General features: G+C 39.4%; 22 protein-coding genes and 1 pseudogene. 1 reads left to right on the forward strand and 22 read right to left on the reverse strand.

What is annotated here, in order from left to right; translation table 11 throughout:
* Positions 1–2: 2 nt before the first annotated feature.
* Entirely contained in the window at positions 3–803 is an 801-nt protein-coding gene (locus tag ACUW85_RS05000) for an SDR family oxidoreductase (RefSeq protein ID WP_149314662.1), read from the reverse strand.
* A 266-nt stretch (positions 804–1,069) separates the two neighbouring features.
* Between ACUW85_RS05000 and ACUW85_RS05005 the strand changes: the two genes are divergently transcribed.
* Positions 1,070–1,534 (forward strand): universal stress protein, encoded by a 465-nt coding sequence (locus ACUW85_RS05005; protein ID WP_069286017.1) that lies wholly within the window; start codon positions 1,070–1,072, stop codon positions 1,532–1,534.
* A 92-nt stretch (positions 1,535–1,626) separates the two neighbouring features.
* Here the strand turns inward: ACUW85_RS05005 and ACUW85_RS05010 are convergent, their stop codons facing one another.
* The 21 genes and pseudogenes from ACUW85_RS05010 to ACUW85_RS05110 form a co-directional block, all read right to left on the reverse strand.
* A complete protein-coding gene (locus tag ACUW85_RS05010; RefSeq protein WP_149314661.1) occupies positions 1,627–2,793 on the reverse strand; it encodes a M20/M25/M40 family metallo-hydrolase in 1,167 nt (388 codons plus the stop codon).
* 63 nt (positions 2,794–2,856) lie between these two features.
* A complete protein-coding gene (locus tag ACUW85_RS05015) occupies positions 2,857–3,219 on the reverse strand; it encodes a Spx/MgsR family RNA polymerase-binding regulatory protein (protein ID WP_149314660.1) in 363 nt (120 codons plus the stop codon).
* Between the two features lie 213 nt (positions 3,220–3,432).
* The gene (locus ACUW85_RS05020) at positions 3,433–4,293 is read right to left on the reverse strand and encodes a MurR/RpiR family transcriptional regulator (RefSeq protein WP_069286014.1); all 861 of its coding nucleotides are present in this window, start codon (positions 4,291–4,293) and stop codon (positions 3,433–3,435) included.
* 89 nt (positions 4,294–4,382) lie between these two features.
* Positions 4,383–5,880, reverse strand: a pseudogene (locus ACUW85_RS05025) (PTS transporter subunit EIIC).
* Between the two features lie 16 nt (positions 5,881–5,896).
* A complete protein-coding gene (gene murQ / locus ACUW85_RS05030; protein ID WP_149314658.1) occupies positions 5,897–6,793 on the reverse strand; it encodes an N-acetylmuramic acid 6-phosphate etherase in 897 nt (298 codons plus the stop codon).
* Between the two features lie 13 nt (positions 6,794–6,806).
* A complete protein-coding gene (locus ACUW85_RS05035) occupies positions 6,807–7,868 on the reverse strand; it encodes a DUF871 domain-containing protein (protein WP_182023419.1) in 1,062 nt (353 codons plus the stop codon).
* Between the two features lie 209 nt (positions 7,869–8,077).
* Positions 8,078–9,280 (reverse strand): acetate/propionate family kinase, encoded by a 1,203-nt coding sequence (locus tag ACUW85_RS05040; RefSeq protein WP_048727222.1) that lies wholly within the window; start codon positions 9,278–9,280, stop codon positions 8,078–8,080.
* Positions 9,281–9,414: 134 nt separating this feature from the next.
* Positions 9,415–10,449 (reverse strand): class I SAM-dependent methyltransferase, encoded by a 1,035-nt coding sequence (locus ACUW85_RS05045; RefSeq protein ID WP_048727220.1) that lies wholly within the window; start codon positions 10,447–10,449, stop codon positions 9,415–9,417.
* A gap of 409 nt (positions 10,450–10,858) precedes the next feature.
* Complete coding sequence (locus tag ACUW85_RS05050) at positions 10,859–11,125, reverse strand: hypothetical protein (protein WP_182023418.1); 267 nt, start codon at positions 11,123–11,125, stop codon at positions 10,859–10,861.
* Between the two features lie 103 nt (positions 11,126–11,228).
* A complete protein-coding gene (locus tag ACUW85_RS05055) occupies positions 11,229–11,783 on the reverse strand; it encodes a hypothetical protein (RefSeq protein ID WP_182023417.1) in 555 nt (184 codons plus the stop codon).
* 5 nt (positions 11,784–11,788) lie between these two features.
* Positions 11,789–12,175, reverse strand: a complete 387-nt coding sequence (locus tag ACUW85_RS05060; protein WP_182023416.1) for a hypothetical protein — start codon at positions 12,173–12,175, stop codon at positions 11,789–11,791.
* Between the two features lie 125 nt (positions 12,176–12,300).
* The gene (locus ACUW85_RS05065) at positions 12,301–13,533 is read right to left on the reverse strand and encodes an N-acetylmuramoyl-L-alanine amidase (RefSeq protein WP_182023415.1); all 1,233 of its coding nucleotides are present in this window, start codon (positions 13,531–13,533) and stop codon (positions 12,301–12,303) included.
* A gap of 2 nt (positions 13,534–13,535) precedes the next feature.
* Positions 13,536–13,739, reverse strand: a complete 204-nt coding sequence (locus ACUW85_RS05070; RefSeq protein ID WP_149315373.1) for a phage holin — start codon at positions 13,737–13,739, stop codon at positions 13,536–13,538.
* Positions 13,726–14,082 carry a hypothetical protein gene (locus ACUW85_RS05075; protein WP_182023414.1) on the reverse strand — a complete coding sequence of 119 codons (357 nt, stop codon included), beginning with the start codon at positions 14,080–14,082 and terminating at the stop codon, positions 13,726–13,728. Before ACUW85_RS05075 ends, ACUW85_RS05070 begins: the two co-directional genes overlap by 14 nt.
* Positions 14,075–14,455: a hypothetical protein gene (locus tag ACUW85_RS05080; RefSeq protein WP_182023413.1), complete on the reverse strand. Its 381-nt coding sequence runs from the start codon at positions 14,453–14,455 to the stop codon at positions 14,075–14,077. The genes ACUW85_RS05075 and ACUW85_RS05080 overlap by 8 nt, the downstream gene beginning before the upstream one ends.
* Before the next feature lie 73 nt (positions 14,456–14,528).
* Positions 14,529–15,155 carry a hypothetical protein gene (locus ACUW85_RS05085; RefSeq protein ID WP_182023412.1) on the reverse strand — a complete coding sequence of 209 codons (627 nt, stop codon included), beginning with the start codon at positions 15,153–15,155 and terminating at the stop codon, positions 14,529–14,531.
* A gap of 40 nt (positions 15,156–15,195) precedes the next feature.
* A complete protein-coding gene (locus ACUW85_RS05090) occupies positions 15,196–17,427 on the reverse strand; it encodes a hypothetical protein (RefSeq protein ID WP_182023411.1) in 2,232 nt (743 codons plus the stop codon).
* Between the two features lie 40 nt (positions 17,428–17,467).
* Positions 17,468–19,315 carry a peptidoglycan DD-metalloendopeptidase family protein gene (locus tag ACUW85_RS05095; protein WP_182023410.1) on the reverse strand — a complete coding sequence of 616 codons (1,848 nt, stop codon included), beginning with the start codon at positions 19,313–19,315 and terminating at the stop codon, positions 17,468–17,470.
* Complete coding sequence (locus tag ACUW85_RS05100; RefSeq protein ID WP_182023409.1) at positions 19,315–20,289, reverse strand: hypothetical protein; 975 nt, start codon at positions 20,287–20,289, stop codon at positions 19,315–19,317. Before ACUW85_RS05100 ends, ACUW85_RS05095 begins: the two co-directional genes overlap by 1 nt.
* A complete protein-coding gene (locus ACUW85_RS05105; RefSeq protein WP_182023408.1) occupies positions 20,289–23,366 on the reverse strand; it encodes a phage tail tape measure protein in 3,078 nt (1,025 codons plus the stop codon). The genes ACUW85_RS05100 and ACUW85_RS05105 overlap by 1 nt, the downstream gene beginning before the upstream one ends.
* On the reverse strand, positions 23,367–23,714 hold the full coding sequence (locus tag ACUW85_RS05110; RefSeq protein ID WP_182023407.1) for a phenylalanine racemase: 348 nt from the start codon (positions 23,712–23,714) through the stop codon (positions 23,367–23,369).
* Between the last annotated feature and the right edge of the window lie 11 nt (positions 23,715–23,725).

A 23,725-nucleotide genomic window follows, 5' to 3' on the forward strand; every position in this document is an offset into this window, starting at 1 on the left:
TCCTAACCTCTAGTTTTTCCACCAGCCACATTAATTGTCACACCAGTAATATAACTTGATTTATCTGAAAATAGATATGCTACTAAATCTGCCACTTCTTCTAGTTTTCCACTTCTACCCAGTGGCGTAGTAGATGTACTAGAATAGCCATCTCTTAATTTTTCAACTGTGATGTTTCTAGTATAAGCTAATGATTCTTCATAATCTAACGTTCTTAAACCTGTTTCTTCCATTATACCTGGCGCAATTCCGACAACACGTACACCGTGCTTACCTAATTCTTTTGCCCATGATCTTGTATAACTATAAACAGCTGCCTTAGTTCCTGCATATGGACTTTGTCCTTCCGAACCTTCTAAACCAGATTCTGAACCCATATTAATAATTACACCAGCATTTTTGTTTACAAGTACTCTTCCTACCGCTTGTGCAACCAAAAATACACCTTTCTGATTAATAGCTAACATCTTATCAAACGTTTTTTCATCTAGTTCATATTTACCATGTGGATCTTTTGAGTCTACCAAAAGTCTCGGAATGTTTATACCAGCATTATTCACGACACCATCAATCGTTCCAAAAGTTGCCACCACTTCATTTACAGCATTTTCTACAGCTAAAGCAGAAGTTACATCTGTTTGTACGAATAATAGTTTTTCATGTGTCAGTCCATTATCCGAAATATCAAGATTTGCCACCTTTACATTCAACGCTAGTAACCTTTCTACAATAGTCCGACCAATTCCTGAGGAACCACCCGTAACTACTAACACCTTACCTTCAATATTTAACCAATCAGCCATCTAATTGCCTCCTTATTTATTTGATAGCTTTAGTTTAGCAAGCCCTTACATTTTTATTAATACAGGCTTTTTTCAACCTTGGTTAAATTTGTTGTATTAATCCATTTTTCGATCACGTAGGATACAAGGTAAGAGAAGGAACCTTCTACAAAGTCAATCATTATTGCTGTTTTTCATTTTTTTATCTATATAACTGCTAAATGATACTTAAGCGCTTACTTTATACTTTTTAAGTGGTATAATAAGTACAAAGGAGCGTGAGGAAAATGTATCAAGAATATTCACGTATATTAGCCCCAATTGATGGTTCCAACGAGTCAAGATTAGCGTTTAAAAAGGCTGTAGCTGTTGCTAAGCGTAACAATGCTACCCTAATTGTTGCCCATATCATTGACACCTCTGCTTTCCAAACAACAAATATGTATAATGAGGTCATTCCTGAAGCCGTGACGACACGTGCTAAAGTCATGTTAACTGATTATGAAGAAGAAGCACTAAAAGCAGGGATTGAACGAGTGGAAACTGTGATTGATTATGGTTCCGCCAAGTACCAAATTTGCCATACTTTAGCGCCAGAAAATAAAGCAGATTTAATTATGATTGGTGCGACTGGTTTAAATGCTGTTGAGCGTTTATTTATCGGCTCTGTTTCTGAATATGTGATTCGTAATGCCCCATGTGATGTGTTAGTAGTTCGTACGAATTTAGACAATGAACAAAGTGCTGACTAAATTTTCAGCAAAAGATTCATTCAAAGAAAATAAACCGCCAACTAGGCGATGTCATGTCTCCTGGTTGGCGGTTATTTGATTTGCTTAGTTTATTATAAATCTAAAATGGCTTGAATAGATAGTGCAACTCTTGGTACAAGTGAGGTCAAATCAGCTTCTTCCTCAAGGGTGTGGGCACCTGTCCCCACAATGCCCAAGCCGTCAACAACGGGAATGTCTACAAGAGATGCTAGAGAGGCGTCGGATGCACCTTGGCTTTCGACCTTAGCTAGAGGACCATAACCCATTTTGTAAGCCGTGGCTACGTAATGGTCTGCTAATTGATCGACTTTATCGGTGTAAACCATGGCATCTACGCCAGATTCAATTTCAAATTTGGTCGTTGTATCTTCTATATAGGGTTCAGCAATAACGCGTTCGATGTCCGCGATAATTTCCTCTTTAATGGTCTGGTTTGGGAATCTCAGTGAGAAGTTTCCTTTGGCAGTACCTGGAATCGTATTGGCAGAAACGCCCCCATTGATAATGCCGCAATTGATCAATTTCTTGCGCGGGATATCGGTTAAGGCTTCTAGGGCAACGACTTTCTGGGCTAACTCCACAACCGCTGACCGGCCGATTCCAACTTCCATACCGGAATGACCTTGGACACCTTTGACGGTTACGTTCATCATCATACCACCTTGACGGCCGACCACAATTTCATCAAAAGTTGGTGTGGGTTCAAAGTTCAGCATTAAGGCTGCGTCCTGTAATTCTCCAATCATTTCCTGGCGGGTATCTGAATACCGGTGGAGGGTTTCTTCATCCGGAATCAAAATTAGACTTAGGGGGTGTTTTTGATAGCCCATTTCAATCAAGTTTTTCACTACATACATGGCGATGACGATGCCACCCTTCATGTCCATCAGGCCGGCACCCTTGGCGAATCCTGGTTTATCCGATAATATACGGAAGTGATGGTCTTTAGTTACACCGGCATTGAAGACAGTATCCATATGCCCAGATAAAACGATGGGTTTCTGGTGCTTGTTTTCAGCTGTTTTATATTCAGCAATCAACAAGTCCCCTGCTTGGTCATGGGGAATGGTCCGGGTGGTCATGCCAATATTTTCACACCATTGGCTTATAATTGCCCCCACTTGATTGACACCAGAAATTTGGTCAATTCCTGATTCTGTATTCACTAATTCTTCTAAAAAGGCGAACATGTCGCTTTCTTGCCCTGCAATTAAGTCCTTTAAGGCTTCAATTTCCAAATAAAATCCCTCCAAGAATCTTTATCCTATAATTTCTCTAGTCTTAACCTTATTTTCCTAGCCTTATTTGCTTAACCAGATCCGGTCCAGAAAATCGACTTTTGACCCTGCTGTAGCGACTTCATCGCCAACAATTAGTGGTCGTTTAATTAACATGCCCTGTTCAGACAGTAAGTCTAAAAATGCCTCTTCTGACATATCGGTTAGCTTGTCTTTTAAGCCTAATTCACGGTACAAACCGCCTGATGTGTTTAATATTTTTGTATATTTACCCTCTACTTGGTTCAGTGCCCAGGCAATTTCTTCAGCCACGGGTGGTTGATCACGGATGTCGATGATTTCCCCGAAGGTTAACCCTTGGTCTTCCAAGTGTTTTTTCACCTTTTGTGTTGTGGAACATTGTTTTAAGCCATATATTTTTAGCAACCGTCTTCATCCTTTCTCTTTCAAGTTTCTACCTACCATCATAGCAAATTTTGCCCTTCATTAAAAGTCGATTAAATCCCCTTGAAAAATGACCACTCTTCGCCAAACTAAATGATCAAAGAAAAAAACTAGCACTTTGGAAAAGAACTAGTCTACCTAGCATAAATTTACTTTCAGTTTTAAATATATGCTGTCGTTATTCAGCACTCTTTTTTAATCTTGGTAAAAGCTGTCGATTGCGGTGGTTGCTTCTTTAGATATGGCTAAGTTTTGAACATGGGTGTCATAATTTTTCGTCATATAAGAAAAGAACAGCAGGTCAATGGCATAAAGCTGGGCTAACAAGGAAATGGTTGCCCCACTCCGTAACAAAGCCTCCTTGGTATCGGCCGTATGTAAGGGAATATCGGCTAAATTAGCAAGAGTATTGGCACCCGCTTTAGTTAAGGAAACGGTTTTTAAACCAAGTTCTTTGGCCATCTTTATGACTCTGGTTCCTTCAGCTTTTTCACCTGAATTGGAAATCCCAATATATAGTGAATCTTTTGGGGCAATGGCCATGGCTGCGACTAGTTCGTGTTGGTCTTGGGTCACCATGACTTGCTTACCAATCCGGGTAAATTTTTGCCGGAAGTCTTGGGCTACAATATTTGATGCACCGAGTCCATATAAAAAGACCACTGGACTAGCCATAATCCAGTCCGTAACTTGATCGATATCTTGGTTTAAAAGACTGACATTGGTATCGGCGAAGACTACACTGGCATTGGTTGCCAGCTTTTCTTTGATGGTATCTAGACCTTCGTTTGCATCAATATCCGTATAGTTTAAATCGCCTCTTTGACTTGTTTGTGCAGATAAAGCGAGTTTTAACGCGGTAAAGCCACTGATCCCAATCGAACGGCAAAAACGGATAACCCCCGCTGGACTTGACTTGGCCTCTTTTGCGAGCTCGGTCGCGTTCATCTGGATAACATCTTTTGGCCGCTCTAAAACAAGTTGACCAATCTTTTGTTCAGATTTGGGTAAGTCTTTCAGCATTTCGTTGATTGTTTGAAGGACATTTCTTGCCATCTTGGCACCTCTCTATCGTCTATCATTTCACAAATTTAAAGGGCTGCCAGCAAGGAGTTGACAGCCCTTTTCCACTTATTCATATCTTACTATAAATTGTCTAAGCCATCCATGGTATTTGATGGCGATCCAGTAATTTCACTGGCTTCTTGGGCAGTTTGGGGCACACCGAAGAAGTATGTCAGGATGAAGCCACCAATATAAGCTGCGACAAGACCCATCACGTATGCTGGCCATTGTCCGTCAGCAATCAATGGAATTAAGGCGACACCTGATGGTCCAATGGCAGTAGCACCAACGCCACCGATTGCCCCAAGGACAGCACCCCCGATTCCACCACCTAGACAGGCTGTAACAAAAGGACGACCTAAGGGCAGAGTTACCGCGTATATCAAGGGTTCACCGATACCTAGAATACCTACTGGTAGAGACCCTTTAATAATGTTGGTTAATTGCTTGTTCTGGCGACATTTTAACCAAAGCGCGAAGGCGGCACCTACTTGACCGGCACCCGCCATAGCAAGGATTGGTAGTAGTACGGTCTTACCTGTAGCCGCAATCATTTCAATATGGATAGGGGTCAGGATTTGGTGCAGGCCAAACATTACTAGCGGAAGGAAGCTTGCCCCAAGGATAAAGCCGGCGACTGCGCCACCTACTTGTAATACCCAGTTGATGGCACCAACAAGTGAAGTGGATACGAAACCTGCAATCGGCATAATCAAGAAGATGGTCATCATCCCAACAACTAATAGGGAAATGGTTGGGGTCACAATGATATCGATGGCATCCGGAATGACTTTACGTAAGCCTTTCTCAACTAGTGACAATAGGTAAACGGCGATAATAACTCCGATGACTCCACCTTGACCAGCCGCTAAGTCGCCACCTGTAAAGATATTTGGCAGTGGCGCTTCAGGTAACATACCAGTTAAATAAGTAACCCCTGCCGACAACCCCACCAAGGCCTTCTGTTGCACCGAATACCCGGGCAGCATTAATACCAATGTAGATGTTTAAGTAGGCAAATAACCCGTTTTGAAGGATTTTAAGGACAAGAAAAATGTTGTCCCACATACCCGGCTCTAATGCACCCGCCGTCAGCATATTTTGGATAATTGAGGCAATTCCCCCAATAATACCGGCCCCGACAAAGGCAGGAATTAAAGGCACAAAGATAGAGGCAATGACTTTTAGTGCTTGTTTAAAAGGTGTATTATTCTTTTGTTTTTGTTTGTTTTTATTTTCTGCAGTGATTCGTTCAGCTTCAGAACGCCCTGAAGTTAAATCTTGATCAAGATTTTCATGAACTTGACGCCCTTGTTGGACATGCCCTTGGTCGGCCATGACAGTGGCTACTTTGGCTGCCGTCCCTGGGCCAACAACCACTTGTAAGGTGTCCCCATCTTCAACGACACCCATAACCCCTTCAACTTGCTTCAGGGCTTCCATGTCCACTTGTTGGTCATCTTTGATGTTTATCCGAACACGAGTCATACAGTTGTAGACTTTACTCGTGTTAGTTGGTCCGCCAATATGTTGGTAAATTGCTTGTGCTAAACGTGCTTCATTACTTGTTTTAGCCATGATACCCATCCCCTTATCATTTGATTACTTGGTTAACAAAACCATTGGCTGCTGTAATTTTTTGGCTGGCTTCTGTCGCATCTAAATTAGTTAAAATCATCACGATGGCGACTTTGACATTTTGATTGGCAGCTTCAAAATAGCTTGCTGCATCTTCATAAGTACATTCAGTTGCTGCCATAATAATCCTTTTTGACCGTTCTTCTAACTTTTCATTGGTCGCTTGCACGTCCACCATCAAGTTTTGATAGACCTTACCGATACCAATCATCGATACCGTTGACAACATATTTAAAATCAACTTTTGTGCTGTCCCCGCTTTTAGTCTGGTTGATCCAGTTAAGATTTCCGGTCCACAGTCCACTTCAATTGGAATCTGGGCATAACCACTAATTTTTGCCTCCTTGTTGCAGGCAATTGAGACTGTTTTGGCCCCAACACTTTGCGCATACTTCAAACCACCAATGACATAAGGCGTTCGGCCCGAAGCAGCAATCCCAACAACTGTATCATTGGCATTTAAGTTCAACTTCTTGAAATCTTCTTCTGCCAAGGTCAGCGAATCCTCAGCGCCCTCAACCGCTTCAACCATGGCCTTGTCACCACCCGCAATCAAGCCGACCACCAAGTCTGGTGAGACCCCAAAAGTCGGTACACACTCAGCTGCATCCAAGACGCCTAAGCGACCAGACGTTCCGGCCCCAAAATAAATTAACCGGCCGCCAGCTTTTAAAGTCTGAATAATCATTTCAACCGCCGCTTCAATTTGTCCAAGCGCTTCCGCAATCGCTTCAGGCACCTGTTGGTCTTCCTTATTCATCAGCTCAAGTACCTGACCAACTGACATCTGGTCCAAATGCATCGTATTTGGATGCCGCTTCTCAGTCGTTAACTGATTAATTTCTACACTCATCTCTTTTCCTCCATTACTTATGCAACAATTTAAATGTTTGTCCTGGTCCAATGAAGGCGATCAAGTCTCTATCTGCCTGAGTCACCCGTCCAACCACATTGACTTTCTCATCTTCTAGTAAATCGACCTTACAAATTTGTACTTCTCCCTGGTAGCGTCCGTAGCCTTCATTATCGACAGTGATAGCGCCAAATTGTCGCGCACTAGTATTCACTGCTTTGATTGGGTCATTTGACCTTAATTGTCGTCTTGATTCTTGGCTCCTAACCACAAAAGCTGCCGCATCTTGCCGATTAGTGTGGTCGCCTAAAATCCATTCCACTTGTTCAGCAACCGCGTCCCTTGCACTTTCCACCCTTAAACAAATCCGGTTTTTTTCAATATATTCTTTAAATTGAAAAAGGACTTCCCGTGAAATTGCTGGATCACCGATATAGACATCGTCAATATAGCCATTAGTGATTAAATCTAGGGTTCCCGCCATAGGATGCAGGCTTCGGTGGGCTTCAACCGTCGGCAAGCCAGCGTGGATTGGCCCCCTCATTTTGTCATCACCAGGGACGAAAGCCATGGTCCGAAGACTCGTCGACTTCAGCCACCGGTTGTGGCGTTTAAAGGTGTCCATGTCTAAGCCAGTTTCGGGCCTTGGATAGTAGTTATGCCAGGCGGTTATTTGATTTAAGTCTGCTTGATAATAATGGAGTTGCTCTAAATCTTGTTCAGTCAGCGTGCTAGCATTTAAAGCGATATGAATTTCACGACTTAAACGAGCTACCGTTTCAAATCCAATGCCATAATCAATCCGCAAACCCGTAATCCCTAGATCAATGATTGGCCTGATATCTTCAAATGACCCACCAATTTTATGGAGGCTGGTCCCTGAAATATCTACAACTAGCGACAAGTCATAAGCCTTCGCAATGGCGCCAAGGTCTTGCATCCGATCTAGATAGGCGGTGGGATCATCTTCTGGAATATGGATTGATGTAAAGATACCAGTAAAACCAGCAGCAACCATGCGCTCGATGTGATCACTGTCAATTGCTTCATTTAAATATACGGAAAAACCATACATATACTCACCTCATTCAGCTTTTAACTTGCGCTCTTTTTGCTTGAAAACGTTTTAATACAAATTCATTATAGCACGTTGAAATATTTTTTCAATAAATTAGGAGTTATCCTGTAAAAATTTATTATAATGAAATTTAATTACATAATTTGATAAAAAAAGACCCAAGCTGCCTAATCAGAGACAACTTGAGTCCTTTGGAAAATGTTTGATTATTCGTTAATGTTACCTAAACGTACAGTATCGCGAACGATTACTAACTCTTCGTCCGTTGGAATCGTATAGATAGCAACTTTTGAATCTTCGCTAGAAATTTTTGCTTCATCACGTGTATCGTTTGCTGCTTCATCGATCTTCATACCAAAGAATGCCATGTGATCATCAATGATTTCAGCACGTGTACGTCCTGAGTTTTCACCAATTCCAGCTGTAAATACAACGGCATCAACGCCACCCATAACTGCAATATATTGACCAATATATTTACGTACTCGATCGTAGAAAATTTCTAGAGTAGTTTGCGAACGTTTATCGCCATTATCAGCTGCATCTTCAACATCACGCATATCGGATGACACACCTGATAAACCTAATAAACCAGATTTATTATTCAAAATAGAGACCATATCATCGATATCAGTAATATTCAATTTCTTCATTAAAAATTGAACTAGAGATGTATCAATATCACCAGAACGTGTCCCCATTGTAATACCTGCTAATGGTGTGAAGCCCATTGAAGTATCAACAGATTTTCCACCATCTACAGCAGTAATTGAACCACCATTACCTAAATGGCAAGTGATAATTTTTAAATCTTCAATTGGTTTACCCATTAGTTCAGCTGCTCGATTTGCTACATATCTGTGTGAAGTGCCATGTGCACCATAACGACGAGCACCAAATTCTTCATAGTACTCTAATGGAATAGAATATAAATAAGCTACTTCAGGCATTGTTGTGTGGAATGATGTATCAAAAATTCCGACAGCAGGTTTTCCAGGCAATACTTTTTGGAAAGCGCGAATAGCACGAGCCTCTGGTCCATTATGTAGAGGCGCAAATTCTGCTAAATCCTCAATCTTTTGAATTGCCTCATCATCTAATAACGTAGACTCTTTAAATATTTCTCCACCAGCTACCACACGGTGACCAGTACCAGAGATTTCATCATAGCTAGTAATAATGTTTAAAGTGCTTAATTGATTTAATAAGAATTCAATAGCTACTTCATGATCATCAATATCTTTAACATCCTCAAATTTTTGGCCTTCACCATACTTAATAGAAATGTTAGAGTTACCGATTCCAATACGGTCGATTTGACCTGACGCTACAACATCTTCGCTAGGCACTTCGTAAATTTTAAATTTTAAACTAGAAGAACCTGCGTTTACAGCAATTACTTTAGACATGCTTTCTCTCCTTTAATCTTAAATCAATATTATTTAATATACTTCATTATAACATGACATGTTTCGTTATGGTAAAGACATTTGTATTCTATTCCCTGTGAAATGCATTTTTTGCAAAGTAGCTATTTCAAAGTCTACTTCATTTTCTCAAGAAAGTTTTCAAAAGCCCCCAAGAACTTAGGCAATTCTTCCTTACTCTTCAAGTCCGGAATTTCACCAACAAGTACATTCTCACTTTGTTTAGCCTTGTCGCCCGCTTTTTGCACTAATAAAATGGCTTTTCTAGATTTCTCATTATTGAAAAGATTGCTTGGTAGCGACAGTAAAGCTTGAAAATAACCATGCTCACCAATGGCTTCAATTAAGGTCTTAATATTTTCATCTTGGACAAGGCCAGCAGGCACAATATAAATACCCCAACCATTCGGTTTCAGGTAACGTAATCCTTGTTCTACCATCAAATAATGAACAAAAGCATGTTGCCCTTCCTCACGGTTCTTCGCAGAAGAATAGGTGTCAGCTACTTCATCCACTGGATAATAGCCTAAGGGTAGGTCACCTACAATTAGATCACTTGGTGGGACAATCAGATTTTGTAATGAATCCCCTAAATATAAATTAGCTGGGATATCTTGTAGACGGGTGGAAACGTCCGCTATTGACAACATTAAGTCATCGTTATCATAGCCGAATCCTTGAATTTTATAACCAGAAGCCTTCAAAGCGTTATAAATAATGGCGTACAAGTTTCCAGTCCCCATTGTCGCATCAAAGAAGGTGATCTCAGTATCATCTGCTTTGTCAGCTAAATGCCCTTGATCTACCAGTTTAGTGGCAAAATAGCCCATTAAAACAGCGATAGCTTCAGGTGTCATATGGTAATTAGCTTGTAATTGATCAGCTTTTTCCCCTTCAATAAAGGCAAATTGAACCGCCTTACGAATGTCTTCAGCTTCGAATTCTTGGAGATTGATATTGCTATAAATCTCTCTCAATTGCTCAGCTTCTTCATCACTTGGTCGTTGGTCGATTTGTTGCACTTCGCCATCAGCAAGATTTTGCAAAGTTTCAAATAAAGCTTCTAGGTAAGAAAACTCTAGCGCTTCCTGAATCAAAATCGTTGAGTCATGCAATACACCAAATAATTGGTTGATATTTTCTACTGACATAGTACTTCCTCTCTCTCATTATCCTACTACATACCTATTTTCAACGAAGAATGGCTTCCTGTCAATCATTGCGACTATAGTCCGTCCTAAAACATACGATATGCCATCACAGATACATCCACCTTGTCTTTCTGCCTAAATAGGACCGCTAGCCTAAGCTGTTCTAGACTCATAATAGGATTTTTTTCGGGCAAAATAAAAACGCCTGAACCTTAAGTTCAAGCGCTCTTTGAATATCAAATTATTCAGCAGCTACTGGATAAACTGATACTGATGAAAGCTTTAACTAGACATCGTTATAAGTAGAAAATGCATAAAATCAACTTTTTAATTTTATCACAGGTCACCACAGATAGAAAAGAGAAAAATATTTGCCACTTTTTTGCCCCTCGTTTTATAGGGGCTTTTTCTATATTAATGTAGATATTTCCTGTTCAAACTCTTGCTCAATGTCTCTGCTGCCTTTATCCATCTCAAAAATGTATAAATTACCAAATACCGCAACCGCTGTGTAGGTAGTAAAGACATCATTATCTAACTTGTAAATTGCATACGCTGGACTATCATAGCACTCCGCTAGCAAACTGTAATCAATGTTAGGCTTATAACCAATCGATTGTAACCAAGCTGGCGTACTAAAATTTTCCTCTACTGGTGTTGTTGAAATTAACTTCATGTCTTTACCAACCTTTTATTGTGATGGCTAAATTATAGCATAAAAAAATGCCCCACTCGGTTAGGAGCGAGGGGGCGACATATTTAAGTAAGCAATAAGTTTTTTACTTCATCATCTGTGGCAAAATATTAATGAGGGCAACTATAATAGGGGATATCAATCCAATTATGGCAACAATTAAGCCAATAAACCAATATCGATTTTCATTTTTAGTATCTTTTATTTGTTCATTTAATGATTCAAACTGTTTTTCAATTCCATTTAACTTATTATCCATCTTTTTATCAATCTGGTTTAACAAGAGTTCCTGTTGCACTTCAAATCTTTTCTCGGAACGTTGTTCACGTTCTCTCATATCATCCTTTAATTCTTTGAACAGTAAATCAAAACTACTATTGTTGCTCATTTTTTCACCCCTCTCATTATCAAGATTTTGTTTAGATAGATTTATTGAGTCTGGAAATCGGTTCGCCGCAGCTATAACACTGCTCTCACCCTTACCATCTGTACTCGTATAATCCCAACGATTTGTTCCATCTGTCCCGATATCATCCATAGATTTTAATGATGCTCTGTTATTGTCAATAGAACTCGTGTTTGTACTTAACTCATTTTCAACAACGTAAGATTGATTTTGAATTGGATCATCTTGGTTCATAATTTTTAATCCAACTTATCTTGTATTACATCAAAAGTTGCTTTTGCTACTTCCTCATCATCAATCAATACCGTTAATTGCTGTACTCCTTCTTCAAGAATAGTTACTTTTCTCAAATTAATCACATTAGTAGAAGTTGTTGCTCGGATATTTACTTCATCTTCAATAAAAAAATTTCCTTGAACTAATACTTGGCTATCCGTATTTCTACTTAAAATAACTTTCAGATTATATTCTTTGCTAACCTCAAAGCCGTTTAAAGTTAGCAATGCATCCATGGAGATATATGCAGGAAAAGCTAATGCTGAAAAAACTGCTCCTGGTTTTTCTAAAAATACTGAGTTACCTTGATTCATATTTATCTGTTCTGCTAACATAATATTACCAAACATCAGACCAACTCACTTTCTTTTTTTATATAATATAAAACAAATTTATGTAAAAAGAAAGAGGACACATGTTTAAAACAAAAAAACAGGGTAGCAGACACTTAATCCACTACCCTGTTTCCTTACTACTATTTAACTGTTGCACCAGTACCTGGACCAGCGTAAATCGCAACTCGTCCTTTGACTTCTGTATCAATTAAGTAAATGTCTTTCGCTGGGTTACCCACAATATCATAAGTCAAACCACCGAATTTCTTAGGTGTTAATAGATGGATCTCGTTGCCAACTGTATAAGGTCCTTTGACACGATATACACGCCAAGTATCAGCACTTGCTGGTAAGTATAGTTTCTTATTTGTGTTAGCAACGCTACCACCTTTACCAGTAATTGATGCCCCAGTACCAGGTCCAGCATAAATAGCTACCGTACCTCTAACGCCTGTCTTAATTAAGTAGACGTGTGGAGCTGGGTTACCTAAAATGTCATAAGTTAAACCACCAAAAGCTGATGGTGTTAGTAGATGAACTTCGTTACCCACAGTGTACGGACCATTCGCTTTATATACTCTCCAAGTATCAGCGCTTGATGGTAAACGTAATTGTTGACCAGTTGACGTAGTGGTTGCTGGATTAGCCACATACAGTTTTGATTCTGGGAAAATAAGGTTAGGGTTCTCTAGCTTATTCCATTTCACTAGATTATCAACTGTAACGCCATATTTCTTAGCAATCGCACCCAGCGTTTCGCCAGTCTGTACAGTGTGCATTTTAGCGGTTACAGATACATAGCCATCATTTTGAGTGGCGTTTGTCGCTTGTTCTGCAACTTTGTATCCTGCTAATTCTGCTTTAAATTCACGCCATTTTTTCCAATCGTTCCATTGCCAATTACCGGGGCATAATTTACCAGACACGTCATAATGACGAATAACACGTTCGTCAGGGATATTGTACTTAGCTTGTAATTGCTTAGTTAGCCACTTGGCACGCTTGATAGTTTCAGGGTCAAATTCCCAATGCCAAACGTCTTTACCAGTGGTAACGTCCTGACACATCTCAATACCGATTGAGTTGTTATTTGTAGCACCATAACCATGGTAACCGTTGTAAGCACCTTTACCAGTACGATACCCATCTCCAACATGCCATGCTGGTGTATCGTCCTCAACCACTTGTACAATGTTATTAGGGTCAACAAAGTAGTGTGCCGAAGCCCCACGATACACTGATTTAAAGTAGTTAGCATTTCCCCAAGCCTGACCTGCTGCGCCCACAAAGTGTTCGATAATCCATTGTGGATTGTTCAAGCCTTTGGTCCCCTTGTTAATTAAGGTTAAGGCCTTTTGGATTGTGTAAGACATATTTAGTCCTCCTTGTTAAACTCTCTGTTAGACACCCCTGTAATAGCGCCTAAAAATGCCGTAAATGCCGTTAAAATAGTTAGTGCTGTATCTGTGTTAGCCCAACCGAAGGACTGCCCTAATACACCTAGAAACACTCCTAATGCCGGTAGGAATACCCACACTAGCCATTTCAGCACGTCATAAGTTTTGTTACTTAATTTCATTTGAACGCTCCTTTTCTATTAATTGATTTTTCAAATTTCCATTTTCAACTCGCAGTTGTCTATTCTCTTCCTTCAGTTCAGCATTTTGATGTTCCAACTCTTTTACTTCTTTGGCGTGCTTGGTTTTCATTTCGTCCATTTGTTTTCGCAAATCAGTCATATCCGCTTGCATGCGATCCATGCGGACTTTGTTTTCCTCTAATTGTTGCTTAGTTTCGTCATACAATTCTTTCCAAGCACTGCTGGCATACTGTTCACGCTCGTTTTGGAACTTGTATTTCGTACCAAGATATGTAAGAAAAGCTGGTACAATGGCGATTAAAAGTGGGTTTAAATTATCCATCCTTAAAATCACCTCTTAATGATATGCCGAAACCTAAAAGTGCCACACCTAAGGTCAGTATTCCAACCGTATTAGGTGGCTCACTTAGAATGAAGCTAAAGCCAAAAAACGTCCAAATAAAGCTGAAAATAGGGAGGGTTACCCTTTTCACTTTCTTTAGATTTAACATTGTAGCAATGGCATATAACGCTCCAAGTGCCACAAAAAATACGCCTATAAACCGGTGATCGAATACATCACGAATTTTCTGATAAACTCGATAGGTTTGTAAAATGTTTGGGTGGGCTATTAATTGCCAACCGTACGCAATGGAAATTAAAGCTAGCCAATATGAGTTGTAGTAGTAAATTACATGCTCTTTAAATTTCTTCATTTCTCACGCTCCTTTCTAAATTTGTGCATAATAAAAAGGCAGCCGGATGAGCGACTACCTTTAGTTCGTTAATTTACTTTTCAAATCTCTTATACATTTTAATTAATTTATTTAAATGTTCTAACTGGTTTGATTTTTCATTAAATCCTTTTTCTATTTCTGTTAGCCTATCAATTATTATGTCAATGTGCGGAGAGTTTACACCTTCATTTAACTTTCCTTCATTCTGAGTGACTGTTATCAAACCAGAAATATCACTTACAAAGGAATTGAAATTACGAATATTGTCAGAAATATAGGTATTATAAGCATCTATGATTAATGGTATACGCCACAGGAAAGTTTCTTCGTATTGTAACGGTATCAGTTCGTAATATAAACGAGCCGCATCAGTTCTATCTCTTTCTTTTACTATATCTCCAACTTGGTTATGCATGTCATATTTTAGATTTGTAACTTGTTTTTTTACGTAATTTTTAAACTCTTCAATACTGGAGACTCCTAAAGACTCCTCTATTTCTTTTATAACTTCTTGTTTGGTCAGTACCTTTATATGTTCCATTTGTTTATTGTTTAACCACCATTGCAAAGCTAATATAATAGCGATAACAATACCTAGAAACCATAAAAATATATTAAGGTATGTTGTTTGTAGATCCATTAATCGGTTAACTTGGTTTACATATTCTTCTGATGTCATAATAACCCACTCCCAAACTTTTACTATAATATAGCATAGTTTAGAAAATGTTCCATATTGTTTTGGTGTTCCAAACAGTTCCTACGCTTACCATTTCCTTAGCCGAGTATGACCAATAAACCTTATTGTAGTCATGTTGCTGATTAATAAAATTACGCATCTTATCAAAATTATCAACGTCCACACTCATACTCACTCCAGTTAAATCGCTAAATATTTTAATTTCCGACACGCCTGCCGTCATTTGACGTGTTGGCAAGCTAGTATCAACAGTAGACAAATCATATTCTGTGTATTCATCATTTCTAATTACTGATGTTGAAAATTCCGGTTTAATTGGCAACATAGATACATACGGATATACAACTTCTAAGTTTTCTAGCCACTCAAATCTTTGTTTTAATAGCAATTCATTATTTGCAAAAATATAGTGGCGTGTGAAATTTAAAAATTGGTCATCTTGTGTACCTTGTTTAATTAAGTATCCTTTAACTAGGAATTCAAACTTTTCAGCTTTGTATTCCCCAGTTGTGACCTTCTTATTATCGACAAACAGTATAATATTCGTACATTTTTCATATCCGTGCATCGTACCCATGAAGTCTGGTAAATCTTTTAGACTTATTGCAGTCTCCCAAGCCCCATTATTTACAATCGACTGACCTTTTACCTTACAGTCGGTTATCCGCCAGCTATCGTAATTTTGAGTAATACCGCCGTCAGAAAATGGTATCTGTCCATGCGTTAAAGTATATATAGTGTCTGCAATTTTAACTGTAATTTCAGTGTCCGTAGCATTCACATTTATTTTAGTAGAGATTTCAGTAATTTCTGAAGATGGTAAAACTATGTCGTTGGTAAATTGATATTTTTCTTGGTTGTAACCATCATATAGTGGCTCTGTGTATGCGCCCTCCAACACTTCGACATAAGCATCAGTATACCTAGAAGCCTGAATAACAACTGATTTATCGTTCGAATCACTCGTAAGCTGATAGTAATTTTCATTAATTGGTCCTGATTGAACAGAACCATCTAAACTTAAATTACCAATATGACTTTTAATTTGAGCTGCAGTCATGGTTGACGTTGCTAATTTAAAGTAATTAACACCATTTTCCAAAGCTTTATTTGGATTAATTACAGAATATATAACGTTTGGTTTAATGTCTAGAACAATAATTCTACCTTCTGTGTTTAAGATTGTATGCGATCCGTCTAAATATTTCCCTTGGATATACATGCCATCAAAAAGATTAGGACTCGTAGCTAACTCGAGAAAACTTAATTTTTCAGGTTTTAAGCTTTTAGTTTTTATGAGTTTTCCGTCCACATCGGATATTAGAGAACTACCTTCTATTTTCACATCATCAGAAAGTGTGACTTCTTCTACATCTGAACTAATATCGGTTGTACCAAATAAAATTCGTCCACTCTCCAAGTTACTTGTAGCTAGCGAAATATAAGCCAATTCCGCAACACTAGGAATGGTAATTGCACCAGCAGGAGAATTTACACTCGTAGCTTCACTTTGGATATTATTACCATTCTTGTCCATGTAAATGACGCTTGACGGCACACTTCGGTATAGATTACTCTCACCGCTCACATTTATCGGTTCTAGCGAAACATAGCCATCAATTTTTGTCTTGGTAATACCAGAGCTATTAACTGACCACATATAGTTAACTGAGTAAGTAAGTTTTTTAAGTAAATTTTTTGGCGTGTATATAAAATCCGTTTTCTCGTAAGTGACCGAATTGTTGGCTAATTTCGGCGTATCCACGGCACCATCTTTAATCTCAATCCCTTGATAGTCACCAAAATCTTCCCATGCTGTACCATTCCAAACATATATCTTAGCTGGGTCAGTTTCCCTTACTAAAGCGACCCCTGCAGCTCCGTTTGGGTAAGTCGTTTGTAGTTCGCTTAAAGTGTTCATGAAAATAGATGGTCCACCATCAAGAAGTGTTGCTACCCAACTATCAAACTCCGATTGCGGTAATGCTTGCTGTAATTTTCTTGCCCAATCTAATGTCTGGTCTGGGTCTAAACCTAAATTGACCGCAAATTGGATAATCATTTCAGCTAGTTGAGCTAAAGCCTCGTTGGTATCAGTTAAGTATTGCTTATATCGAATATAGTCTGGTAATTTACTCGACTTAATGCCGTGAGTAATTTCATCTTGAGTAAGTCCAGTTAAATCCAATTTATCGGGATGCGGACTATATGATCTAAGCACGCTCAAGGGTATGTATTGTTCATCTGCCAAATTTATCAGCTCCTTTTAATTAGAATAAAAAGACCAGTAATTAAACCGGTCTAGGTAATATTGTAGTATTGTCTACCGTAATGCCTAAGTAGTTCTGCGGATTCACTGTATTTCCACCACTGTGGAAGTTTCCATCAGGGCTAATTTCAAAGTGTAAATGTGGTGCATAATCTCCACCAGTACCGCCAATTACACCAATTACGTCACCAGATTTAATTGTCTGACCAACCGACACACTTATCGATTTCAAGTGCATGTAGTTACTCCAATATCCATCAGCAGTATGTTCCACGTACACCGCATTACCAATTCCGCCAGTCATAAATTCAGCCTTACGGACAACTCCGTCAGTCGTTGCGTGAGCTGTGTAGTTTCTATCTCCATTAGTACCAATATCATGACCACTATGAAGCACACCGTCACGCATGCCGTACGTCATATCGTACTCAATTGAGCCGACTGCTTTACCTGCTCGTACGAAATAGTTAACGCCCCCTAGAGTGTAGTCGACTGGGAAAACTCTGTTGGTCGCATATCCGTTTTCATCAACATCACTTCCACCGCCATTTTCAAGGCTTTCTAAAATCTGTTTTAGTTGTTTCTCAATATCTGGTACCTTACCAGCATTTTCAGAAACGGCATTGTACAGTTCCGAAAGTTGCTTTTGACCAGAAGAAACTAAATTCAACTGTCTAGACTGCCTATCAACTGTTGCTTTCAGCGTGTACACTTGTGTTAGGCGTTTAGCTTGCAGCGCTTGATATTGCGTTAAAGTCTTGAATGTAGATCCGACTGTTATCTGGTTTTTCTGTAAGTTTTCAGAATCAATGGTCATTTCGACAATCTGCAAATAATCAACTGTGTTAAATTCAATGTTGGCCATAATTGGATAAGTATTCCCTAGAACCAAAGCTTCAACGTCAGTCCTAATTAAGTCAATGTTCAACGCTGTAATTGAATAGCTTATTTTGGCTGACTGCTGTGCATCTCTGTACGATTTGGCACGATTTAAAAGTGTTGTAGGCTCACGGACGTCATCATAAATGATAGTCCCGTATTGAATACCGAATTCATTTTCTAGCGTTTCATCCACAATATAATCAAGACCATTATTCACACTAGCCATGGTAATTCTAGGGCTACTAACAGCTTGTGTTTCTTCAGCACCTTCTTCTGGTTCGTCATCAATCGTTGCACCCAACACTCGAATTCTAGTGATAACTTCAGTTGGGTCAATTTCACTTTCAAAAGATTGCAGTCGATTCTTTAAATGAATAGGTTCTTCTCGAACTTCCCCAATTTCCTCAAGGTAGTCAATATAGGTGCCGTCTGGCTCATCGCGCAACTGCAAATATCCGCCTAGAGAGTCCATTAAGTCCTCTTTAATCTCATCATAGGTGCTACCATATCCGATATACCTATAAACGTTATCAGTGTTGTTTTTGACCGTTACACGACCAACTTTAAAACGCTTATAAGGTTCAACTTGCCGATTATGATTGTCAATTAACTTTTTGAAAAAGTTATAGATGCTTGTATCTTGAACCTTCTCCCAAGATTGATGAGAATCATGCAAATAGGCCAATCGGCCTTCACAAGCAAAAGTTTTCGTAAAAATGCCAGTTTCATTCATTTTTCTTGTGGGCTTTAATACTCTACCTTTAAAAATATAGTCGCCAGTACGTTCATTGTAAATTTCAACCAGTGTACGTTTTGGGTGCATTTTATGCCATCCGGGATTGTTGACATTCATCTTGATTGAAACATCATCAATACCTTCTTTTCTCAAATTCAGCTTAAAAGGAGCTTTCCGAACTTTAGCACCGTCCATATGGATAAGTTCCCCCACTGGGTCATCTGGTCCATCGTAAATTGTCACACGATACATTAAATCAGCTCCTTATACCAGGTAAAATCAATCTTCAAAGTAACATTAGGGATATATAGTTGCAGGTTGTTTTCACCAGATTTTAAAACGAATTGTTCTGTTTTGTATATTCCGGGCATTAAGTTGTAAATTTCATTGTCACGTACAATTGTAACCGAGTGGTTGGTTGTGATTTTAGGTGGTACATCAATAATTCCAGAATTTACTAGGATAATATCCAAAAATTCCGTTTGAGCTTGCAATATATCCTGTTCTAGTAGCCAGCCATCATAGTTAGCTAGCTTATAAGCATATCTAGATGGCCTTAAATCAGAGATATTTACCGCAATCTTATCCACAATTCTATATGTAATCCCATGAAATCTAGGATTAATGCTAGCGCCACCGCCAGTTGAGGTATTCGGATCATAGTATTGAGTTGCCCATGCGCCATAGGTAGCCATATCGCCAACATTCAATTGCTTGAAATTACTCCAATTAGACTTAAATTCAAAGCTATTATACTGTCGTACGTCCAAGTCAACATTAATAAAGGCCACGAGATCGTGACCTTCAGGTAAAATACTTGTTTTGAATGGATAGCCTTTGAAAGTAATTTCGATAATTAATCTGTTGGATAAGTGATCATCAGTCACACGCACCCCCATACATTTAGCATGGTAGTAATATCCAACTGAATAGCTGTCATATAGTGGCATTTCTCCATATCTCATCAATTCATTCTCAATCACTGTTTGGTTATGTTTACGATAATCATAATCACGCTCTAACACGTAAAAGGTGTAGGATAATTCTCTAGATTCGTGATACTCTTGGCCGTCTAGTCCAGAAAAATCGTAATCACCCTGCATATACGCTAGCGATTCCCGTTTCTCTTTTCTAGCTGGTGTTGGGGCGGACCGTTCTAACAAGTGCATTTTACGTTTTTGGCTATCAAATTCACCAAAATTTATCTTTTCAATGATTTGTTCCATTATCCACCCCACCTTTCTACTAAACTTGCATGACTTCCGCCTACTCTATCGTATTGTGGGTATGTAGCCCCTACAAATTCGCCTGTATCAAGGACAATCTGTGAGCCACTTTCCGCAATTCTAGTTAGCAAGCTTTCAATTCTACTTGTATCTGTTCCGCTGAATACGTATTTACTACCAGTGTTATCAGCGTTCATCCGTCCAGCTTCACGGGCATAGCGCATGCTGACATCGTGTGGAATTACTTGGGCACCATTCGGTAAGTTAACCAACTCACCACGGCCACCTTCGTTCATCATTGCAAAACCACCGGACCAATTATCTGTACCATGTTGCAAGTAAGGTATGGTACCGATTGATACACCGGGAATCTTGTTGATTAAACCAACTGCAGCATTAACACCGCCGATAACATCATTCACGAAGCCTTTAACTTGATTCACTAATTGTTGAACCGCACTACCGATACCACTGAATACGCCACTAACAAAGCTTTGCAACCCTGTCCACGCATTTTGAATAGCGCTAAACACGTTTGTGATTGCGCTTGATACATTCTGCATGGTGCCAGTAACAGTGCTGTAAATGCTGTTAAATACACCGCCGATAATACCAGTTAAACTACTAATAATTTGTCCAATGGCATTAATTGCTGAACCGATAAAGGTCATAATGTTTTGCCAAATACCACTTACAACCGTGAAAACTGTGTTAAATATCCCAGTGACAACAGCAATAATTGGCGTAATAACTGCTATTACGGAACTAATTACACCAGCGACAAACACGATGATTGGCGTGATCACTGACATTATTGCCGAAATTACAGTTCCGATAAAAGCGACAATTGGCGAAATGGTGGCAATTACCGCCGACACCACTTGGACCACAATCGTTATAATAGACATGATAATTGGTAACATCGCATTAATAGCTGCAACAACCATTTGAATTATCGCAATTACCGCTGGGGCAACTGCTGTAACCACGTTCATCACTGCTTGTATGATGCTTTGGATTACTGGTAGCAAAGCACTCACTAAAGTTGCAACCAATGGCATTACTTGAGCTACCACATTCATAAACGCCATGACCAACTGCATAACAATTGGCACTAACTGGTTAAATAGCGAAATTACAACTGGTAAAACTGCTGTGATAATCGCCATAAAGGTTTGACCAATCAACATGACTGTTGGTACTAAGCTGGCCATTGCTTGTGTTAGCATTGGAATGGCTGCCGCTGCAAGTTGACCTAATGCAGTACCGATTGTTGCCACTACTGGAATTACCATGCTTGCGATTTGTTGGAAAGCACTCACAATTTGTGGTCCAAAGTTTTGGAACAATAAAATTATCCCTTTTATTAATGGACTAACCCCGATTAAAACGGTGCTTAGATTGATACCAAAACCGCTAGTTGCACCACCTACAGAATTAAAGCCATTGATAATACTGGTAAATAGTGTAGTAAATATAGGCGCTACTGCTTGAATAATACCCCACACCGTTTGGAACACAGTTGAAATCTGTGAACCTAAATTCTGTAGTGTTGGAATGATTTTCGGTGCAATATTTTGGAAAATAGTTGAAATACTAGATCCAAAACTTTCAAGCACTGGTTGAACTTGTGACCATAGATTTGACACTATCGGAATTATGGTATTGATCACTTCTGTAACCTTGCTTCTAATCGCTTCAAATACACTAAATACATTTGTCCTAAAGGCTTCATTGGTGGCCATTTGCCTACCAAATACCGCCCCTAAAGCTACAATGGCACTTATCACAAGACCAACTGGACTAATTAAGAAACCAATTGCCGTTACTAGTCCACCAATACCCATGGTCATTACACCTAGGATTGTTAACAATGGGCCTAATGCAGCAATTCCTAATGCCCCAAAGGCAATGAGTGTTTGTGTTCCATCGCTCAAGCCGTTGAATTGTTCAACAATACCAGTTGTCCAACTCGCTAGGTCTTGCAGAAATGGCGTTAACTTACTCATCATTGAAATAGTTGCTGATTCAATTGCACCAGTTAGATTTTCTAAAGCGCCGTTCAAGTTATCTTTCATTTGAGCGGCCGCATCCGCACTAGCTCCTTCTGAATTTTCTAATTCAGCAGTTAAACCAGCTAATTCTTCTTGACCAGCCGCTAACAAGATATTCATACCAGAAGCCGCTTCAGTGCCGAAAATAGTAGACAATGCTGCCATTTTCTGTGCTTCAGTCATTCCATCCATTGATGAGTTCAACTCGCCAACAATTGTGGTTAAATCTTTGAAATTACCATTTGAATCAACTGCGGAAAAACCAAGATTTTCCATTGCCGTTTCTGCTTCATTTGTTGGTTTCGTTAAACGAGATAAAGCCTGCCTTAACGTTGTACCCGCTTGTCCGCCCTCAAGACCTGCATTGGTCATGATACCGATTGAAGCTGATAATTCTTCAATATCAATACCTAGTGAGTTAGCGATAGGCGCTGCATATTTAAACGCATTACCCATATCACCAACGCCTGCTGCAGTTGCATTCGCCGCCATTGCTAAGATATCCGCAACACGTCCAGATTCGCCAGCTTCAAGACCAAAACCATTCAATGCACTAGCCACAGTATCAGCAGTTAACGCTAGATCTTCACCAGAAGCTTCAGCGGCTGAAATTACACCGGGCATTGCTGCAATTGTTTGAGTAGCATCAAAACCTTTAGCGGCCATTTCAGTCATCGCATCCGCAACTTCTGTGGAACTTAGTGACGTTGATGCACCTAATTCAAGCGCTGATTCGGTCATTTTATCAAGCTCACTAGAACTTGCACCCGCAATAGCACCCGCTTTGGTCATAGAGGATTCAAAATCGCCTGTGGTCTTGATTGCTTTTAAGAAAGGAGCAGTGAACCCTGCTGTCATTCCGGCGCCTGTAATGGTCATATTTTTACCGAAATCAGTAATCTCACGACCGGCATTTTGCACACCTTTTGATAAATTGGTCAGTTGCTGATTTGCTTGTTGAAATACTTTAGAAAAACCATTAGCATCCGCCGTCAGCTTAGCGCTTAAAACATAATCTGCCATTTAATTGCTCCTTTCTTTATTATTTGTTAATTGCATGCCGTTCGCTTGGAAAATCCTGTCAACCCACGACTTACCTTGAGTTGCATCCATTTCCAGAACGGTTTCAATTGCCTTGTTGTTATATTCAAAGTCTGCTTTGTTATTTTTAGGAAATAGGTCAATAAACTTCTTGTTTTTCCCACGGTTGATATTAGCTTCAGCATTTAACGTTGCGTTTCTATGCCAAGTTGTATCGTGGATGAATTTTTGTTCACTCCGTTTTTTGATAAAAAGCTTTTCAGCTTCAGTCAATGACCGGTAATCTGATAAGGACATCCCCAAATCGACAACAAAAAAAGCTAGCTCCATTTCACTTTGAA

It is taken from the genome of Aerococcus sp. 150760013-2, assembly GCF_053627715.1.

Bases quoted from the DNA above. Each gene is read 5' to 3' on its own strand.
- ACUW85_RS05000 (WP_149314662.1), bottom strand. From the start codon at position 803: ATGGCTGATTGGTTAAATATTGAAGGTAAGGTGTTAGTAGTTACGGGT.
- ACUW85_RS05005 (WP_069286017.1), top strand. From the start codon at position 1,070: ATGTATCAAGAATATTCACGTATATTAGCCCCAATTGATGGTTCCAAC.
- ACUW85_RS05020 (WP_069286014.1), bottom strand. From the start codon at position 4,293: ATGGCAAGAAATGTCCTTCAAACAATCAACGAAATGCTGAAAGACTTA.
- murQ (WP_149314658.1), bottom strand. From the start codon at position 6,793: ATGAGTGTAGAAATTAATCAGTTAACGACTGAGAAGCGGCATCCAAAT.
- ACUW85_RS05035 (WP_182023419.1), bottom strand. From the start codon at position 7,868: ATGTATGGTTTTTCCGTATATTTAAATGAAGCAATTGACAGTGATCAC.
- ACUW85_RS05040 (WP_048727222.1), bottom strand. From the start codon at position 9,280: ATGTCTAAAGTAATTGCTGTAAACGCAGGTTCTTCTAGTTTAAAATTT.
- ACUW85_RS05045 (WP_048727220.1), bottom strand. From the start codon at position 10,449: ATGTCAGTAGAAAATATCAACCAATTATTTGGTGTATTGCATGACTCA.
- ACUW85_RS05050 (WP_182023418.1), bottom strand. From the start codon at position 11,125: ATGAAGTTAATTTCAACAACACCAGTAGAGGAAAATTTTAGTACGCCA.
- ACUW85_RS05055 (WP_182023417.1), bottom strand. From the start codon at position 11,783: ATGAACCAAGATGATCCAATTCAAAATCAATCTTACGTTGTTGAAAAT.
- ACUW85_RS05060 (WP_182023416.1), bottom strand. From the start codon at position 12,175: ATGTTTGGTAATATTATGTTAGCAGAACAGATAAATATGAATCAAGGT.
- ACUW85_RS05065 (WP_182023415.1), bottom strand. From the start codon at position 13,533: ATGTCTTACACAATCCAAAAGGCCTTAACCTTAATTAACAAGGGGACC.
- ACUW85_RS05070 (WP_149315373.1), bottom strand. From the start codon at position 13,739: ATGAAATTAAGTAACAAAACTTATGACGTGCTGAAATGGCTAGTGTGG.
- ACUW85_RS05075 (WP_182023414.1), bottom strand. From the start codon at position 14,082: ATGGATAATTTAAACCCACTTTTAATCGCCATTGTACCAGCTTTTCTT.
- ACUW85_RS05080 (WP_182023413.1), bottom strand. From the start codon at position 14,455: ATGAAGAAATTTAAAGAGCATGTAATTTACTACTACAACTCATATTGG.
- ACUW85_RS05085 (WP_182023412.1), bottom strand. From the start codon at position 15,155: ATGACATCAGAAGAATATGTAAACCAAGTTAACCGATTAATGGATCTA.
- ACUW85_RS05095 (WP_182023410.1), bottom strand. From the start codon at position 19,315: ATGTATCGTGTGACAATTTACGATGGACCAGATGACCCAGTGGGGGAA.
- ACUW85_RS05100 (WP_182023409.1), bottom strand. From the start codon at position 20,289: ATGGAACAAATCATTGAAAAGATAAATTTTGGTGAATTTGATAGCCAA.
- ACUW85_RS05105 (WP_182023408.1), bottom strand. From the start codon at position 23,366: ATGGCAGATTATGTTTTAAGCGCTAAGCTGACGGCGGATGCTAATGGT.
- ACUW85_RS05110 (WP_182023407.1), bottom strand. From the start codon at position 23,714: ATGGAGCTAGCTTTTTTTGTTGTCGATTTGGGGATGTCCTTATCAGAT.